Annotated in this window: 11 protein-coding genes and 1 tRNA gene; 9 read left to right on the top strand and 3 right to left on the bottom strand. The window is 51.0% G+C overall.

The genetic code is table 11. The features are described from left to right. Window positions 1-80 precede the first annotated feature (80 nt). Window positions 81-713 (top strand): late competence development ComFB family protein, encoded by a 633-nt coding sequence (locus tag HJG54_RS07290; protein WP_316434200.1) that lies wholly within the window; start codon window positions 81-83, stop codon window positions 711-713. A gap of 34 nt (window positions 714-747) precedes the next feature. On the opposite strand, the gene HJG54_RS07285 is transcribed toward HJG54_RS07290, so the two are convergent. Together HJG54_RS07285 and ggt are read right to left on the bottom strand one after the other, a co-directional pair. Then, a complete protein-coding gene (locus HJG54_RS07285; RefSeq protein ID WP_316434199.1) occupies window positions 748-3,936 on the bottom strand; it encodes a UPF0182 family protein in 3,189 nt (1,062 codons plus the stop codon). Window positions 3,937-3,956: 20 nt separating this feature from the next. Next, on the bottom strand, window positions 3,957-5,555 hold the full coding sequence (gene ggt / locus HJG54_RS07280) for a gamma-glutamyltransferase (RefSeq protein WP_316434198.1): 1,599 nt from the start codon (window positions 5,553-5,555) through the stop codon (window positions 3,957-3,959). A gap of 387 nt (window positions 5,556-5,942) precedes the next feature. Between ggt and HJG54_RS07275 the strand changes: the two genes are divergently transcribed. The 6 genes from HJG54_RS07275 (at window position 5,943) to HJG54_RS07250 (ending at window position 13,988) form a co-directional block, all read left to right on the top strand. Further along, window positions 5,943-6,024: transfer RNA gene (locus tag HJG54_RS07275), tRNA-Leu, on the top strand. 210 nt (window positions 6,025-6,234) lie between these two features. Then, complete coding sequence (locus HJG54_RS07270) at window positions 6,235-6,858, top strand: restriction endonuclease subunit R (protein WP_316434197.1); 624 nt, start codon at window positions 6,235-6,237, stop codon at window positions 6,856-6,858. A gap of 587 nt (window positions 6,859-7,445) precedes the next feature. Then, window positions 7,446-7,646 (top strand): hypothetical protein, encoded by a 201-nt coding sequence (locus HJG54_RS07265; protein ID WP_316434196.1) that lies wholly within the window; start codon window positions 7,446-7,448, stop codon window positions 7,644-7,646. Window positions 7,647-8,111: 465 nt separating this feature from the next. Further along, on the top strand, window positions 8,112-10,220 hold the full coding sequence (locus HJG54_RS07260; RefSeq protein WP_316434195.1) for a T3SS effector HopA1 family protein: 2,109 nt from the start codon (window positions 8,112-8,114) through the stop codon (window positions 10,218-10,220). 55 nt (window positions 10,221-10,275) lie between these two features. Beyond that, window positions 10,276-12,417: a peptidase domain-containing ABC transporter gene (locus tag HJG54_RS07255; protein ID WP_316434194.1), complete on the top strand. Its 2,142-nt coding sequence runs from the start codon at window positions 10,276-10,278 to the stop codon at window positions 12,415-12,417. A gap of 206 nt (window positions 12,418-12,623) precedes the next feature. After that, entirely contained in the window at window positions 12,624-13,988 is a 1,365-nt protein-coding gene (locus HJG54_RS07250) for an HlyD family secretion protein (RefSeq protein ID WP_316434193.1), read from the top strand. An 836-nt stretch (window positions 13,989-14,824) separates the two neighbouring features. Here HJG54_RS07250 and HJG54_RS07245 read toward each other — a convergent pair. Beyond that, window positions 14,825-15,295, bottom strand: coding sequence for an Hsp20/alpha crystallin family protein (locus HJG54_RS07245; protein ID WP_316434191.1), 471 nt, complete (start codon window positions 15,293-15,295; stop codon window positions 14,825-14,827). A gap of 208 nt (window positions 15,296-15,503) precedes the next feature. Here HJG54_RS07245 and HJG54_RS07240 point away from each other — a divergent pair, with 208 nt between their 5' ends. Next, the gene (locus HJG54_RS07240) at window positions 15,504-16,151 is read left to right on the top strand and encodes a class I SAM-dependent methyltransferase (protein ID WP_316434190.1); all 648 of its coding nucleotides are present in this window, start codon (window positions 15,504-15,506) and stop codon (window positions 16,149-16,151) included. A gap of 56 nt (window positions 16,152-16,207) precedes the next feature. Then, window positions 16,208-17,959, top strand: a complete 1,752-nt coding sequence (locus tag HJG54_RS07235) for a hypothetical protein (protein WP_316434188.1) — start codon at window positions 16,208-16,210, stop codon at window positions 17,957-17,959. Window positions 17,960-17,971: the final 12 nt, after the last annotated feature.

Genomic DNA, 17,971 nt, shown 5'->3' with positions numbered 1-17,971 from the left:
GTTAAGCATAGGATTAGGGGCGTCAACGATTAGGCACAACTTCTCAAAAATGTTAATCAGAATCTCTGAGGTAAATGGTCATGGGGATTTATAAGAATGTGATGGAGTTGTTAGTTGAAGAAGAAGTTGTGCGTCAGTTCAACTCGCTTTCTCCTCGTGTGGCGGCTTATGTGAATCAGATTGAGTGGGTTGCCCATGCTCTGAACCAACTGCCTCCCCTCTACGCCACCAGCGAGAAAGGATTACACTACCAAATTCAGTGCGGTCGGTTAAAACACGGAGCTGCAATCAAACAGGCGGTGCAACGAGCGCTGGCCGCTATTCGGCGCGATCCACTCCGCAGCTCGACCCCATTGGAATCGCCCAACGTGCCGCTGCCTGAAATCCTGACGCAACTGCGGTTTCTGCTGCGCAATGACTATCTGGAGTGGGAAGCTTTGCCCTATGCAGTTGAGCAAGCCCTAGAGCAAGCCAGTCAGGGCCAATTAACCCCTCCGCCATCGTTTCGCTCTCCCTCGGGCTACTCGCCACTGCAAAGTTCATCGCCGTTTCCCGATTACCAATCTAATCACCCAACCAGTCCGTCAGAAAGATCGGCGTCTCCGCCCCTAAACCCATCACACCTGCGGCAATCCCAAACGGAGCCTGACCAGCGATCTAGCCATCAGCATGAGGTGTATGGCTGGGATGACCCACTTTACAATTCGCGATAAATTAAGTAGCCAGCGGCGTGGATATCAGGTTGGTTCAAGGTAAGGGAACCTCTTCGGTTGTGCGGAGAATCGGGGTTTCGGTCGGCGGGGCAGTAAAGATTGCATTGAGAGCACCATTCAGAGTTTCGGCCATCGCAATGCGGCTGCCATAGGCGACAATCACTCGCACCAGAGTGGGCAATTGGGTTTGTTCCGCCACCAGGTAGATCGGCTCCACATACAGCAACGAGCGTTCAATCGGAATCACCAGCAAATTGCCCTGCACCACTCGCGAGCCTTGCCGGTTCCAGAGGGAAATGCGCTCTGAAATCACCGGATCCTGGTTGATGCGAGCTTCAATCTGTTCTGGTCCAAACACCAGCTCCTGTTTCGGAAACACATACAGTAGAGTTTTGCCATACTGCTCGCGGTCGGAACGGGCAGCCAACCAGGCAATCAAATTATTGCGCTGAGCCGGAGTAAAAGGCCGCAGCAAAATGAATTCCTCATTGTCACCGATGGGCAGTTTCATGATCAGGTAATAGGGGTCAACCAACTGCTGCTCGTTGCCGTAGATCTCATTCGGTGCCCGCCACTGGTCTTCCCGGTTATAAAACACAATCGGATCGGTCATGTGGTAGGTCATCAACTGGTTCGACTGCACCTGATAGAAGTCCTGCGGATAGCGAATGTGGCGGAGCAGGCCAGTGGGCATGGCATCAAGGGGTTGAAATATGCCGGGAAATGCCTGGCTCCAAGCTTGAATAATTGGGTCTTGCGGATCGGCAATATAAAAGTTAACCGAGCCATGATAGGCGTCGATCACCACTTTGACTGAATTGCGAATGTAGTTGAAATCGTTCCCTAGCGGATCCGAGTAGGGATAGCGATTGCTGGTGGTATAGGCATCGATAATCCAATAGAGGTGGCTCTCATCCACGATTCCGGGCTGGGGTCGATAGCTGTGTTGCCACTGCTTACTGCCCGTATCGATCACCACGAGGTAAGGATCGCTATCAAAGCGTAAAAACGGCGCAATCGCTTTAACCCGCTCGCTGATGTTGCGGCGAAACAGCAGTTTAGTTTGAGGCGTGAAGTTATCGGTGAACATCATGCGCCAGTCCCGCAGGTGCTTGGCATAGAGGAGTCGCTGCACCACATTGCCAATGCTGACGCCGCCCCAGCCATCGTAAGTGTTATAAACGTTGTCACTGCCGCTGGCATAGTCTAGCTCCAGCACCTGCGTCTGGGTCATGACATAGGTGTTGGTGAGTTCACCGTAGTAAATGCGGGGTCTACCCACTGGGATACTATTGCGAAGGCGCGGATCGGAGGCAGCCGATTCGATGCCGCTGATCAGGTAATCGGGCAAGCCGCCTTCGCCCACCGAATTGACCGCACTCAGGGTAAACCCATAGCCGTGAGTGTAGATCAAGTGCTGGTTGATCCAGGTTTGAGCGGCAGTGGGAACAGCATTGTAATCGAGTTCACGGGCGGCAATCAGGACCTGCTGCTGAACGGCACGACCATCATCGGTGGGCAGCTCATAGCGGTCGTAATCAGCGTCGGCAAATTCGTAGTAGAGTCGGATGCGCTGGAGCTGACGGTTAGTTTCCAGCAACGGGCGCTTATCCCAGAGGCGAATGTTGTCTACGGTTAAATTATTTTCTTGCAGGGTGGCTAGGCTGAGACTATTGTCCGGAGCAAAGGTTTGCACGTCCATCTGGTCGAGCATAAAGCTCTGCCGCGTCAGGGCCAGAGTACGGCGAATATAAGGCATCTCCAATTGCAATTCGTTGGGCTGCACCACCATTTGCTGCACCGCTACCGGCAAAACCCCACTCAGCAGTAGCAGCAGCAACAGATAAAATCCAATCACTAGCAAAACCCGACGCAGGGAGGGCGGATAGGAGATGCGTTCTGGTAGGCGCAGATAGCGTCGTTTCAAAGAGGGGCTGACTTGATTGTGATGCGGTGGAGCATCGGGACCAGCGTTGTTTGGGGTGTACTTGGCTTGAACTGAGGCTTGAACCGAGCTGTTATCCCTCCGCCAGTTCGGCCAACGGCGCTTGAGACTAGAATCAACGCTAGAAGGTGCCCCAGCCGCAGAATAGCTACGGCCATCGCCAAGTCGATTGCCAACGGGATGTCGATGCTGTTCGATAATGCGGCCACCCAGACCAAATCCTTGAGCCAATAGCCAGAGCGCAATCGGTAGCGCCAGCAAACTCAAGGCCGTGTAAGCCGGTAGGCTAATCGTTACACTGGTGTAGCCCGCACCGTAGGTTGCGCCTTGGGGCGAATAGAGCAGCAGATAGCGATTGATCCAATAGCTGATGCTAACTACCAGCATCAGCCCACCCCCCAAACGGCAGAGATGCCGAAACTGGGGAATCGAAAACCCTGGGAAGTAGCCTTGGTTGAAGCTATCCCCCGATAACAAATACACCAACCCAACCGATAGGGAGGTTAGAACCGCTAATCCAACCAACCAAAACGCCAGTAACTCCCAAACCGGCAAGCTAAAGATAAAGAAGCCAATGTCCGTTTGGAAGATCGGATCGGTTTGCTGCCAGGGAAGTCGATGCCGGGCCAGCAGCACTTTGTCCCAATGTTCTGACAACACCAGGGCAAAGCTGAGGCTGACCAAAACGGCAATTGCCCGCAGCATCAGTTGGGGACTGACCAGCAGCAGCACCATGATGGCCGCCACCCCAATCAGCTGCCAGGGCTGGGCTTGCCAACTGCGCAGCAGCTCCCACACCACCTGATGGTCAAACTTGAGCGGTACGGGTAGATTGGCTGTACGCAAACCGAGCTGGGGCCGCCAATGGCTAATTGCCACCTGCCCGTAATAGGCCAAACTGGCTGCTACCATAAAGCTGCCGAGTAAAACCAACGGCAACAGTTGCCTCACTTCCATATGGCCGGGAAAGGTGAGTCGAGTCCTGGATTCAGCATCAATGGCTGCCACTTGCTCGGCTGTTGGTTTGCCCCAAGCCCAGCGTTGAGCCAGGATTAGGTTCCACCACAACACGCCCAAGCTGACTGCAAACACAACGAGGCCAATGCAGCCCTGCGTGAAGAGGCGGGTGGCAAACACCTGGACATAATTCACTTCTTGAAACCAGAAGCCCTCTGCCAGCAAAAACGTCAGCACATCGAGCAGAACGGCCACCCCAATCGCGCCTCCAACCCAGCGGAGAATGGATTTGTTGCTACGCCCCAGTTGTTTGGACTTCATGGCATTACTCTAGCCCTGCTTCATCCAGCATAAATGGCTCCATCGCGACGGTGATCGCCCGCACCAGAAAATTCGCCAGATAGGTTACGGGTGACGGCATGCACCCCGCCAAAAAACATGTTTTGCTGCTGCCACAGCTCAAGCTGACCATTGAAGGGAAACCGGCTCCGATTCAGGCTGAGCTGCTGATTTGCCTGACTATCGGTCGGTAAACCGGGTTCTAAGTTGAAGATGCCATCTTCCCAATGGACGCGCGGGCTGCTGACCGCCTGCTCGACGTTCATGCCAAAGTCCAGCAGATTGGAAATAACCTGCAAAATGGCGGTACGAATCCGGTTAGATCCCCCAGAACCGAGCACAATTTCCGGTTTACCCTGCCGCAGAATCATTGTTGGAGCCATCATCGATGAGATCCGGACATCAGGCTGCCAGCCATGAAACCCCTGCGGATGCAAGTCGGCTTCTCCCAGCATGTTGTTGGTCATGATGCCGGTGCCGGGAATGACATAGGAAGAGCCTTCGCCATTCGAAGTGGTGACACTGGCGGCATTGCCTTCGCTATCGATCACACTCAAGTGGGTAGTGCTGCCCCATTTGTTGAGACTCGATATCGGCCAATCCCATTGCTGCAAGAGCTGCTGGCGATATTGGGCTAGATGATCGGGAGCCAAAAACGTTGCGGCCACTTCAGCCTCGTAAAGATTGGCATCAAAGCCATCCCGGCGTGCCAAATTAGTCAACTGCATAACGCGGGCCAACAGGCTGAGATGTTCAGAGGAGCCGAATGACAGGTGGGAGAGGTCAATTGCTTCTAGGAGGGCTAACGCAAAGCCAATCAGGGCACCACCCGAACTCGGCGGTGGGTTGGTCAGAAAGGTGCGACTCCGATAGGTAGTGGCTAACGGCTGACGCTCGATTACCTGGTAGTGCTGAAGGTCCGATCGAGTAATATAACCGCCCTGCTCCTGACAGTCTTTAGCTAGTTGCTGGCCGATGTCCCCTTCGTAGAAGCCACGCACCCCTTCTTTAGCAAAGTAATGCAAGGTTTCGGCCAAGTCGGGTAGGGTAAAGCGGTCGCCGGGCTGGGGCAACCTGCCTTGGGGCGCGAACAGCCGCTGTGATTCGGGTGTGTTCAGCAAAATTGGGGCCAGAATCTTGAAACAATAGGATTGGAAGGCGCTAATTTCCACCCCGGTTTTGGCACAGTGGATCGCCGGTTCCACCACCACCGAGAGCGGCAATTGACCCAAGCGCCGATGCACATGCAGCAAACCACCAATCGTTCCCGGCACAGCAATTGAGCCTAACCCGATGTGAAATTCTTGCGTGACGCTGCCAAAGTTAACCTCGACGGGATAGAAATCAACCGTGGCCAACTCCCGTTTGTGCTGCGGCGTTTGGGTAAAAAAATCGAACAGAATGTTGTCTCCGGTTTGGGTATGGGCCAGCAGAAAGCCACCGCCTGCCGGTGAGGTAAGCGTGGGTTCCGCGACAAAGGCCGCCATCACGGCAGCTACGGCTGCATCAAAGGCATTGCCGCCCAAGCGAAACATTTCCATCCCGGCTTCCACGGTTTTGCTGTGTCCAGCAGCAATTGCCCCATGAATTTTTGAGCGCATACGGAGATCAACTGAAGTTATTAACTCAAAACTGTAGCGCTAATCGGTCCAACTGCTAGCGACCAACCGGAAAGATCTGGCTTGCTGCTAGCTCGTCAGGTTAGACATGCCGCAGGTGCAATTATCAAATCAAATTACAGGCTGCAAAACTGCTCCACCTGATAAGTAATTCAACTGAATTAAAACCAAGATCAGAGTGTTGTCGCCGCTCGAAGGGCGGCGACAACACCTCCTTTGGGTTTCATGTTTAATTATGTTGTTCTACTTACTTGCCCTCAACACCCGATCAGCCGAAGGTCGCCCGCAAGCAGAAACGACTCAGGTGAATTCAGCAAAACGGGTTGCCTCATTGCTCCAAATCTTTGCTATTATGAATGACTAACGCTGGCGGATGTGGCGGAATTGGTAGACGCGCTAGATTTAGGTTCTAGTTCCTCACGGAGTGAAGGTTCAAGTCCTTTCATCCGCATTGACCAAAAGACATGGAAGACATCAATTTTTTGGTTTTTCAGCAGCTTTAGAAGGCTGAGTTGTAAGCCTGCCTTATGAGAGACCGGCAGTGTCCTCTCGCAAAGGACAAAGTAAAAATAGCCTAATACTCTGGAAAACTCTTGAAATCCGCGTCGAGTGCTGGCTGCGCTATGCTTGTTGCTAGCTGAAACCTGAATAGAAACAAACGATGGTTCAAACAATTTCAGCCGATCGGGTAACGCTATATCAACTGGAAGCAGAGTTCGGTCTGCGGCAGATTGAGTCTGCGTCTGCGTTTCTAGAATGGCAGCAGGAATTGCCAGCCCTGACGTCATCAGAGCAGCAGCGGCTAGACCGAGTTAGAGCAGCCTTTGCTAACTTAACCCAGCGATCGGTTTTGGAAAACACGGTCAAACTGGCTGTAGTGGCTCCTCTACTAGATCTGGCTGGTTTGTTTTTGCCGCCGTTCTATGTCAGCACGGAAGATGAGGTGGAACTGACGGCCCAAGAAGGGGAATTAACAATTCGGGGTCGGATGGATGTGCTGGTGCTAAAAGAACAGTTTTGGCTCCTGGTGATTGAGTCTAAACGGGCAGAATTCTCACTGAAGGTAGGCATCCCCCAAGTCTTATCCTATATGCTGACAACACCAGTCCACGATCGCCCGCTCTATGGACTAGTGACGAATGGCAGCAACTTTGTTTTTTTGAAGCTAGTCTGGCAAGCGAATCCTCGCTATGCTCGCTCTCAGGAGTTTGTGCTGGAAAATCCAGGAGATTTGGAACGGGTGCTTCAGGTGTTGAAACGACTCGCAGCAGTGGTAGGACAGTAATTTATGACGAAGCGCCTAATTGAGCCTAATTGAAGAGGGATTGGGCAAACCTACACCGTCCCTTGGGATTTTCTCTACAATCTCTCAGATTCAGATACATTTGACACTTTTAAAACATCTCCCATTGGTAGGATTTTGCTAAATTAGGCTGACACTACCGACTATTGCATGAGGATTTGGGTAAACAGGTATAGGAACTTAACCTCACAGCAATTAGAGCATCACGGTATGAATTAGAATTGTCTGTCTAAATACATTCGCCACCTAGCCTCATCTGCCACGTTGGTACTGCCATCACTCAGCAATATAGATAAATAGAACAACATAATTAAACATGAAACCTAAAGGAGGTGTTGCCGCCCTTCAACAACAACATCCTGATCTTGGTTTTAATTAAGTTGAATTACTTACTCTTTAAGATGAGATTAAGGAGACGATGAGAAAGGTCTCATAAACATTGAACATAAAATTAGTGGAGACTAAGCTAAGGAAGTAAGGACAACAAGCAAATGTTTGAAGCAAATGCTTAAACAAATGTTTGCGTAACTGTCCTTAAGTTGTTGATTGAAAGGAAGGGAGTTTTAGCAATGGCTAACAACTTATCCGAGCTGCAACCAATCGGTTCATCTCTACTATTTGGGACAGAGAGTTTTTTAAGCGCGCTCTCTGAAGAAGATGAGTCGGTAATTACTGGAGGTAGAGGTTCTAATAGTAGTCGTCCGCGTCGTCGTCGCCCACGTCGTCGTCCGCGTCGTCGTCGTCCCGCTCGGAGTGTGAGCCGGACTTAGAGCCTGAGTTAATCCATTCAATTTAGTAATTGAATTGGCTCAAGCACAGCCAAAAAACGTTAAGTCAATTCGGTTGACTGTCAAGAAGCAGAGGACAGAAATGGGGTTAAAAAAGCTTTAGATTCTGTGTCTCTGCTTCTGAAAAATTGGATAAAAACGTTGCAAGTTAACCGTCAAATTTTGCTGTTTTGTTGGATCTATTGCTTAAATTGAAAAATTAGAATTTTGCTTAGGAAAATGGTGTTCTTACTCAGTAACCAAAACGTATTTGAATATTTGACAGTACGAGGAATTTGTGATGGAGAATCACAGTCGGATAGTCAAATAGAATCGAAAAGCTGTAAGAACTTTAATTTACTAGTTCATTTGGCTGATAAGCACCATTTTTTAATTAAACAAGAGCCACTTGATCAGAACGGCAGCACCCACAAAGACCTACTGCATGAGTGGCAAATACATCAACTTATGAAGCAATCAGACTTGCAGTCTATTCGTCCACTGCTCTCTAGGATGATTGATTTCAACCTAGAGGATTCGATTGCTATTTTTGACTACCTAACCGAGTACTCTGATCTGGACGATTTTTATCACCGGCGGCAGAGTTTTCCAGTTGTGGCAGCGGCAGCTTTAGGAGCGACGGTAGCAGCCGTGCATCAAGCTACTTTGGATCGGGAGGACTATCAGCGCTGTTTAGAGCCAACGGTCACGAATTCTGACGGCGAAGCAAACGAGCAGGTTCCGGATTTGCTGTACGGATTAGAATACTTAACCTATCAACAGTTTGCCGCTGCTTCGACCGATGCGCTCAAATTTTATGAATTAGTGCAGCGCTACGAAAGTTTGATTCAGGCAATTGCCGAGTTAAACGACGCCTATGAGCCGTGCTGTCTGATTCACAATGACCTGAAGCTGAATAACATTTTGCTGTTGCACGACTGGGAAACGGCGGCTCCAGCTACTAGCCTGCCGCTGTCGCTCAACCTGAGTCAGCCCTTAATTCGCTTGATTGATTGGGAAAAGTCGGTTTGGGGCGATCCTGCCGCTGATTTGGGTGCGTTGATTGCTAGCTACCTCAAACTGTGGCTGAAGAGTCTGACCGTCAAGGCAGGCATCGATTTGGATTTGGCTCTCCGTTTCGCAACCACTCCGCTAGAAAAACTGCATCCTTCCCTATCAGCCCTTACCCAAGCCTATCTAGCGCAATTTCCTCAGGTGCTGGAGCGATTTCCCGATTTCTTGCCGCGAGTGATGCGGTTCGCAGGATTTGAGCTGATTGAGGCGATCCAGGCTAAACTGCACTATCACGAACCGTTTGGCAATATTGAAATTTGCATGCTTCAGGTTGCTAAAACGTTGTTGTGTACGCCAACTAAGTCGATTCCAACTGTGTTTGGTTGCACTGCTGACGAGCTACTGGCGACTGATCGGGTTGATCGAGTTGAGCAACTGGAAACGAATGCTTCAACCGATGAGCGAATGCTAGCTTCTGTTAACCCCCCTGTAGCGATTTCATCGATTGAACCTATCGCTTTTAAGCCACCTTTACCGTTCGAGCAAGCCTCTATTTTGGATGATCTGGTGAATCATATTCAAATTTACTCGAATGGCTGGATGGTTCATGCCAATTACGGCAATTCCGAGTTATTTGAATCGTCGATTTGTCTTAATCAGCTTCCTGTCAACCTACAGCATCAGTATTTAAGAATGCAACTGCGCGATTACCTGTACGATCTCTACTTTAGTGGCGAACAGGTTGCTGTCTCTATTTCAGATAGCTTCACCAAACTAGAGAACAATATGCTGCGGGGACTGCATTTGCCGTTTTATCAGCAGCTAGAGGCCAGCAATCATGGCGAAGGCTATTTTGATCCAGCATGGCAAGTACTAAGGCAGAAAGCAGATGGCAGTCGGGTGTTACAGAAAGCAGGGCTAACCATTCACCTCCAGCCAGAGGACTGCGCTCATGTGCTGTCAGAATTACAGGATGCGGTAGCGCTGCGGCTGCCTGCGGGGCGGATCGAGGCCGAATTTTACATTGCAGTAGGCAATGGCGGTTGGGTGACGGAACCTGCTCTAGATCTCTACTTCAACGTGACGCCAGCCGGAGCAATTCAACTGCTGGATTGCTTCACCGAGCAACTCAATCACCTCGCCATTCCATTTAGCTTCAAAGTGTTGGCTGATCCAGATGCCTATAATCGGCTCGATGCGGCAGTTTTACAGATTGCGCAACATCAGTATGGCATGGTGTATCCGATGCTGCAAGCGATCTATCCAAGCGTGCGCTCTCAGCTGCAGCCCGCCGTACCGCTGTTCACTAAACCGCTAGCAGCGGGATTGGGATTGGCCGAGGAACCGGAAAGCGAACCTGCCGAGTTTGGCCTGAATCGGTTGCAGTGGGTGGCCGAGGCGCTGTTGGCTGCTTGGCGAGCAGGGGATGAATCGCCAGCAAACCGACTGCGGGCGATCCAGCATCAATTTGCTCAGCACGGTATCGACTGGCAGCGGCCCTATCTCAACCCGCAGCGGCAGGATCTCTACACTGCGTTAGATGGACAGGAAGCAAAAACCTGATTTACTCATTATTTCTGGAGTTAGGACTTACGAAAATCGAGAGTACGCCAAGGAGATGAACTATTCGCTTGTTTTGCAGCATAGCCAAGCCGATTGTGGAGCCGCCTGTTTAGCTTCAATTGCCAAACACTACGGACGCACTTTTACCCTGACCCGGACGCGAGAAGCGGTGGGCACTGGCCAGTTGGGCACAACCTTGCTGGGGCTGCGGCGCGGTTCAGAAGCGTTGGGATTCATGGCGCGGTCGGCAGTGGCTTCAAAAGAAATTTTGCATCACCTGAGTCAGATGCCGCTACCGGCGATCATTCACTGGCAGGGCAATCATTGGGTAGTGCTGTACGGCAAGCGGAAAGCCAAATACGTGATTGCCGATCCAGCTAGCGGTGTGCGGTATTTATCAGAAGATGAACTGCTGGCCGGCTGGGTGGATTGGGTGATTCTGTTGGTGCAGCCCGATCCGAATCGCTTTTATGCTCAGGTCGATGATCCGATAGGCGGAATTGAGCAGGTGTGGCGGCGGGTTTGGCCCTATCGAGTCATGTTGCTAGAAGCAGTGCTCTGCGTCACCCTAATTGGTTTACTGTCGTTAGCATCGCCGTTCTTTATTCAGGTTCTAACTGATAATGTGTTGATTCAGGGAGATACTCGTCTCCTCACCGGTATCGTCATCGCCATTATCATTTTGTATGTAATTCGCAGTGGCCTCTCGCTCGTGGCCGATCACCTGATTGCCCATTTTGCTCAGCGCCTTGAACTGGGGCTAGTTCTGGAATTTGGACAGCGAATTTTGCAATTGCCCCTGACCTATTACGAAACCCGACGCAGTGGAGAAGTGGTGAGTCGGTTGCGCGACATTGAAGAAATCAACCGGCTAGTTTCCCAAGTGATTGTTAGCTTGCCTAGTTCGGTGTTGATTGCGATTGCCTCTTTGGGACTAATGCTGTTTTATAGCTGGAAATTGGCGTTAGTGGCGGTGCTGGTGGCGCTGATAATGGTGCTGTCAACGGTAGTGTTTCAGCCGATGTTACAACAAAAAACACGGCGAGCGATGGTGCTAGAAACGGAAACTCAGGGTGTGTTGGTAGAGGCATTCAAAGGTGCCCTGACACTGAAAACCACCACAGCCGCGCCTCAATTTTGGGATGAACTGCAAAGCCGCTTTGGTCGTCTGGCTCATTTACTGTTTAGCACGACCCAAATTGGTATTATCAACAGCAGCTTCAGCCGATTAGTCTCCGATATTGGCAGTACGATTCTCTTGGGGCTGGGTGCCCTGCTCGTCATCAATCAAGAGCTGAGTATCGGCCAGCTTCTGGCCTTCACAACTCTCAACCGCAACGTAGTCGGCCTCATGGATGAACTGGTGGATTTAGTTGATGATTGGGTGCGAGTGCGCACCGCCAACGCTCGCCTGCAAGAGGTCATCACAGCCCCAACCGAAGCATTGGATGACCAAAAGCCCTGGGTGACGCTGCCGGATGATGCGGATCTAAGCTGCACCGACTTGTGCTTCCACTATCCGGGCCGGGTGGAGTTGCTGAAGGACTTCTCGATTCAAATTCCAGGTGGGCAGGTGATTGCTGTGATTGGCAAATCAGGCTGCGGTAAAAGCACGCTGGCAAAGGTACTGGCCGGACTCTACTCGCCCCAATCGGGAAATGTACGGATCGGCAGCTATAACTTGGCCGACCTGGCACTGGACTGTCTGCGGCAACAGGTGGTGCTGGTTCCCCAGTCGGCCCACTTCTGGAGCCGCTCGATTCTGGAGAACTTCCGGATGGGCAATCCGCAGCTTCAGTTCGAGCAGATTGTGCAAGCCTGTCAGATCACCGGAGCCGACGAGTTTATCAGCCACTTACCCGAAAAATATCAAACCATTCTGGGGGAGTTTGGCTCCAATATTTCTGGTGGGCAGCAACAGCGCTTGGCAATTGCCCGTGCTCTGGTGAATGAGCCGCCAATTTTAATTCTGGATGAATCGACAGCAGGGTTAGATCCGGTGAGTGAAGCCGAACTGCTCGACAAACTGCTATGGCACCGGCAGGGGAAAACCACGATTTTGATCAGCCACCGCCCGCAGGTGATTACCCAAGCAGACTGGATCGTGTTTTTAGCAGACGGCAAGCTAAACCTACAGGGCAGATTGACCGATTTGGCGGCTATCGCTGGCGATCATCTAGATTTCATCGCGGCTTGAACCGTGCTGCTGTAGTGATTGCAGCGCTAGTTTGTAGAAGTTTGTAGAAGTTTGTAGATGCAAAGTTTACAGGTGCAGAAGCTCGCAGAAGCTTGCAGAAAATCGTTATCTGTTCATAAGTTCATAAGTCTGTTTGTCACCTTATATGTTTAGTCCTTCATACTTTCATTTGATCCAGTGTTTTTAAACCGAGGCAGAACGAACCCATGCAGAACACCATCCCGCCCAGCCCACAAACCACAAGCCGGACTTCTCAGTCTTCGCCCTATCTGCGTCCGGTAAAAGCCGATGAATTTCTGCCGCCGGTTAGCCGCTGGATGAGCTTGGGTGGTGCGGTGCTAATCGGCTCGCTTGGGCTAGGCTTACTGTTGGCAGCCCTATTGCGATACAACGTCACCGTCAAAGCTCCGGCAGTCGTCCGTCCTGATGGAGAAGTGCGATTGGTCCAGGCTGGGCAAGCTGGCCGGATTAGCAGCATTGAGGTTGCCCCAAATCAGACGGTACAGCGGGGAGACGTGCTGGCTCGCCTCGACCCCACAGAATTAGCAACGCGAAAACAACAGCTTCAGGGCAATATACAGCAGCGACAGGTGCAGATCAGTCAAATTGATGCCCAGATTCGGCTGCTGCAAACCCAAATCGTTGCCGAGTCAAGTGCAATCGACCGGGAAGTAGCGGTGGCCCAATCAGAACGGGAGCAGAATCAGCAGGTTTATCGTCAGCAGCAGGCGACTACCCAAGCCGATTTAGCCGCAGCCAGAGCCGCGCTCGAATTTGCCCGAAACGAACAGCGCCGCTATCAACAGTTGGTTAAGTCAGGTGCCGTTTCCCAACTCCAGCTGGAGGAAAAACAGGCCGCCGTTCGCACTGCCGAAGCCCAAGTTGCCCGTGCTGAAGCCGCTCTGAATCCGAGTGCTGCTCCGGTCGCGATTGCCCAAGATCGGATCGCCCAAGCTGCTGCTAGCGGACGAGCGACCCTGGCAACTCTGCAACGCGAACAAAAGACCCTAATTCAACAGCGGGCCGAGCTGCAAACCCAGCTTCTAGAGGACCAGCAGGCGCTCAAGCAAGTTGAAACTGAGCTACAGAGCCAGGTAATTCGAGCCACGAGTGACGGTGTGGTGCTGCGTTCAACTCTGCGGAATCCAGGCCAAGTGGTGCAGGCTGGAGATACGTTGGTGGAAATCGCGCCTCGCAGCGGTGCTCTTGTCGTGAAGGCAAGAGTGGCAACCCAAAATATCAGCAAAATTGCGGTTGGACAACCCGTCCAATTGCGGATTCCAGCCTGCCCCTATCCAGACTATGGAACCTTAGCAGGCACGGTCAGCGCCGTTTCTCCTGATGCCTTGTCCCCCACGCCAACCGAAGCTGCCGGAAGTTCTCTAGCTCAAACTGCATCTCAAACTGCATCTTATTATGAAGTTACGATTCATCCTGACCAAATGGCCCTACAGCGAGGGAATCGCTCCTGCTCACTACAGCCTGGGATGGAGGCGAATGCAAACATTATTACGCATCAAGAAACATTTCTTCAGATGGCGTTGAGAAACGTCAAATTGCTAGCAGATTGATCGGAATTTTGGTAAAAATCATGATGGAAACAGCTATCAGAGCTGAGCCATTCATTAAAATGAAGCAATTCCGCCTCTCGCTATAGGAAACCTGTGATCTCCATTGATGCAACTTGGGATAATGCAGCTTAGGATGATAAGCACAACTCAGCGTCAACAATGGTTGTCAACAAGTTCTTGGGTTCTTGGGTTCTGTTTAGGCATCTACTTTCTCTGGCCGTTTTCTTTTGCAACTCGTTTAGCGACTTGTTTAGCAATAGCAGTTTGGAATGGTTCAAATCATCCGATCGGGTTACATAGGCAGATGAAGCCATGGAACTCCGAATCTTGTACATTAAAACCATAGAGGGAACTGATAGCGCCGTGTAAAAGACAAGACGTGTAGGAGACAGTGAAAGGAGAAGCCGAGTTGCGCAGTCTATAGTCAATTTGCTAACAGGTGCCACCTTTTCTCTACGTGCTGTATCGAAACCTAGATTGGTGGATTACACTAGCAGAGCCAGTAGAGCTAGGGGTTAATGTCGAAACGCTGTATATGGCGAGTGTCCCTGTGTAGCAATCTTTGTGGAAGTCTGTGTAGAAACTCGATCTACAGAAATTGAGTCTTTGAGTAAAGTAATTGAAAGTTTGCCTGGTAGGGGGGCTTACCAGGCTTTCCTGTTATTTGAGACTGAACAACGCTAAAAAACGAAAAAGAGGCAGGACACTCCCACCTCCAAGTCATACTCAGTTAATCAAGGATTGCGCACTCACCTAAAATCCGACATGAAAATCCGACATGAAAATCCGACATGAAAATCCGACGTTGTTTAGTCGCGTTTAACGTCAGCCTCCCACTAAGCAGCCGCTTGCTCTGAAGCTGTCAGATCGACTTTCACCACTTTGTTGCGAACTTCCTCAACTTTCGGCAGCGTCAGGGTCAAGATGCCATCTTTGTATTCAGCCTCGACCTTGTCGTTTTGCACGGCAACCGGGAGGGGAACAACACGGCGGAATTGACCATAGCGAAACTCGGACTTGAAGAAGCCATTTTCTTCAGTTTTTTGCTCATGACGACGCTCACCGGCAATCGACACGGCTTCCTTCATGACTTCAACGTTCAGATCTTTCGCTTCCATTCCAGGCAGTTGAGCACGAACCACAATGTTATCGCCTGCATCCATCAGTTCAATCGCTGGGTTCCAGGTGATTGGATAGGATTGCTGCGATTGGCTGTCTACCGGTTGGGTCAACTCATTAAACAACTGATCAAACTGACGACGCATTAAATCCATTTCGCGCCAAGGCTGCCAATAACGAACTAGCATAGATTGATTTCCTCGTGAACGGTGTGTATCAAATCGTTTTGCCTTCATGCTTTGATTGTGCCGCGACGGCTCTGGCCCCGACAGTGAGGAGACCTGTACCGCTACAGTTGGGGTTTCCTCCCTGCTGGAAGTCACAAAAAACGGGGCGCAGGGCTTAATATTTCGCAATTTTTTCTAAACTAAGAAGGGTAGAGTGAAATCGATTGCAATGCTGCTTCAACCAGCTCAACGTACTAAGCTTGATGAATCCGATGACCGGCTATTCTATGACTTTCCCCGCTTTGTCACCCATGTGGATGAGGGGTTTATTCAGCAGCTCACTGACCTGTACCGAGAGCGATTGCAGCCTCACAGCCGCATCCTGGACCTGATGAGTAGCTGGGTGTCGCATTTGCCAGAGGAAATCGAGTTTGAGCATGTCGAGGGTCATGGCCTCAACGAAGAGGAACTGGCTCGCAATCCGCGCCTCAACCATTACTTTGTGCAAAATCTGAATCAAAAGCAACTCCTGCCCTTACCCGATCAATCCTTTGATGCGGTGCTGATTGCCGTTTCGGTGCAGTATTTGCAGTTGCCAGAGGCAGTGTTTGCCGAAATCTACCGGATTCTCAAACCGGGCGGCATCTGTATTGTCAGCTTCTCGAATCGGATGTTTTACCAAAAAGCGATTCAGGCGTGGCGGGATAGCTCTGAAGCGGAGCGGGTCGAGCTGGTAAAGGGTTATTTTGCCGCGATTCCTGGCTTTGGCCCAGCGGAAGTGATTATGCGGCCCAGTCAGGTGTCGAGTTTTCTGCAAATGCTGGGCATGGGAGGCAGTGATCCGTTTTACGCAGTGATTGGGCAGCGGCAGGGGTAGGAGCGGATTTTGGATCGGCCTGCATGGAGGTGGGGAAGATGGGGGAGGTGGGGAAGATGGCGGCTCGTGAGCCTCGCCGAACGAGGGAGGTGGGGAAGTGGCAGTGGTTGGGGCTGAGTTTGGCGGTGGCGCTGTATTTTGGTGGGGTGACGCTGGAGTATATATGGCGCTATCCCTATGTTGTGCAGGATGATGCGCGGCAGCATGTGGTGTTTTTGCAGCGGTTGGTGGATGCTGGGCTGTTTGCGAATGATTGGATTGCTGAGTATTTCACGACCGTTGCACCCATTGGTTACAAGGTTCTATATGGGGTTGTGGCGAAGCTGGGAATAGCGCCACTTGAATTAGCTAAGGTTTTGCCGTTAGTGCTCAGTTTAGTAACCACGGTGTATCTATTCGGAGTTTGTAATCAGCTTTTGCCGGTTTCCTTGACTGGGTTTCTAGCTTCCTTAATTCTGAATCAGCAGCTTTGGCTGAATGATGATCTGGTGTCTGCTACACCGAGGGCGTTTATCTATCCGATTTTTGTGGCGTTTCTGTACTATTTGCTGCGACAATCTCTGTTACCTTGTTTGGTCACAATTGTATTACAGGGATTGTTCTTTCCACAGTTGGTCTTGGTGCAATTTGGAGTTTTGCTGCTGCGGTTGTGGCGGTGGTCTGATCAACCTTCTCAGCGATGGGGGATGCGGTTGGGATGGCTGGCTAGATTGGGATGGCAATGGTCGGAATCCAAGGCAGATTACCGATTTGCTTTCTGGGGATTGCTGACGGCGGGGTTGGTGCTGTTGCCCTATGCGCTGACCGTGACAAAATTCGGTGGAGCGATTACCGCCGAGCAAATGCGGATGATGCCAGAGTACGGCTTGCAGGGACGCAATGAGTATTTTGGTGTCAGCGGCTGGCAGTTTTGGCTGTTGGGCAATAGCGGGGTTCGAGTGCCGGTGTTTCCGTCGATTATTTTAGCCGGATGTGCTCTGCCGTTGCTGCGACGCTCTCAATGGCCTCTGATGGCGACCGTGAGCGAGCAGGTGAAGATTCTAGGACAGGTGCTGCTGGCTTCGCTGATTTTGTATGGTGCGGCCCATTTGCTGCTGCTGAAGCTGCATTTTCCCAGTCGCTATACCTACCATACTCTGAGAATTATCCTGGCGATTGCGGCGGCTATTGTGCTGACAGTGCTGCTAGATGCGGGCTGGCGTTGGCTTCGCTACAAACAACGCATTCAGTCGCGGTTAACCAGGCGAGATCGAGGGGTATTGACTTTATCAGCTTTGCTGACGGCTGTGGTGATTGTGGTTCCGGCTCTGCCGTTTCTCTTCCTGCGCTTTCAGGGTTGGGTGATAGGCGAGGCTCCCTCGCTGTATCAGTATTTGGCGGCTCAACCTCAATCGACGTTGGTGGCTTCTCTAGATCCAGAGGCGAGCAATCTACCGGCATTCACGCAGCGTTCCACATTGGTGGGTCGAGAATTTGCGCTGTCTCATCACCCAATTTATTATCAACAATTCCAACAGCGTGTAATTGATTTAATTCATGCTCAATATAGTCTAGATTCGTCAGTTTTGTCTCGGTTCGTTGAACAATACGATGTCGATTTTTTCCTGATTGGACAATCTGCGTTCACGCCAGCCTATCTGAATCAAGATTGGTTGATTCACAGTTCGTTTCAGGATCTGGTGCGTCAAGTTGCCCAACAACTAGAGCAGGGCAGTCAACCTCTGCTGTTGCAGACTATTCCCAAGTGCCAGGTAGCTGCTTCTGAGAAGCTGATTTTACTCGATGCGGTTTGCGTGCAGCAGTTTTAGTATGACCGTCCT

The sequence above is a fragment of the Leptolyngbya sp. NK1-12 genome (assembly GCF_032598965.1).
GTDB lineage: Bacteria > Cyanobacteriota > Cyanobacteriia > Elainellales > Elainellaceae > Elainella.
Note: the sequence above shows the minus strand (reverse complement) of the source record. Positions and strands in the feature narration are given on the sequence as shown.

Coding starts and splice junctions, on each gene's coding strand:
- HJG54_RS07290 (WP_316434200.1), top strand. CDS start 81: ATGGGGATTTATAAGAATGTGATGGAGTTGTTAGTTGAAGAAGAAGTT.
- HJG54_RS07285 (WP_316434199.1), bottom strand. CDS start 3,936: ATGAAGTCCAAACAACTGGGGCGTAGCAACAAATCCATTCTCCGCTGG.
- ggt (WP_316434198.1), bottom strand. CDS start 5,555: ATGCGCTCAAAAATTCATGGGGCAATTGCTGCTGGACACAGCAAAACC.
- HJG54_RS07270 (WP_316434197.1), top strand. CDS start 6,235: ATGGTTCAAACAATTTCAGCCGATCGGGTAACGCTATATCAACTGGAA.
- HJG54_RS07265 (WP_316434196.1), top strand. CDS start 7,446: ATGGCTAACAACTTATCCGAGCTGCAACCAATCGGTTCATCTCTACTA.
- HJG54_RS07260 (WP_316434195.1), top strand. CDS start 8,112: ATGAAGCAATCAGACTTGCAGTCTATTCGTCCACTGCTCTCTAGGATG.
- HJG54_RS07255 (WP_316434194.1), top strand. CDS start 10,276: ATGAACTATTCGCTTGTTTTGCAGCATAGCCAAGCCGATTGTGGAGCC.
- HJG54_RS07250 (WP_316434193.1), top strand. CDS start 12,624: ATGCAGAACACCATCCCGCCCAGCCCACAAACCACAAGCCGGACTTCT.
- HJG54_RS07245 (WP_316434191.1), bottom strand. CDS start 15,295: ATGCTAGTTCGTTATTGGCAGCCTTGGCGCGAAATGGATTTAATGCGT.
- HJG54_RS07240 (WP_316434190.1), top strand. CDS start 15,504: ATGCTGCTTCAACCAGCTCAACGTACTAAGCTTGATGAATCCGATGAC.
- HJG54_RS07235 (WP_316434188.1), top strand. CDS start 16,208: ATGGCGGCTCGTGAGCCTCGCCGAACGAGGGAGGTGGGGAAGTGGCAG.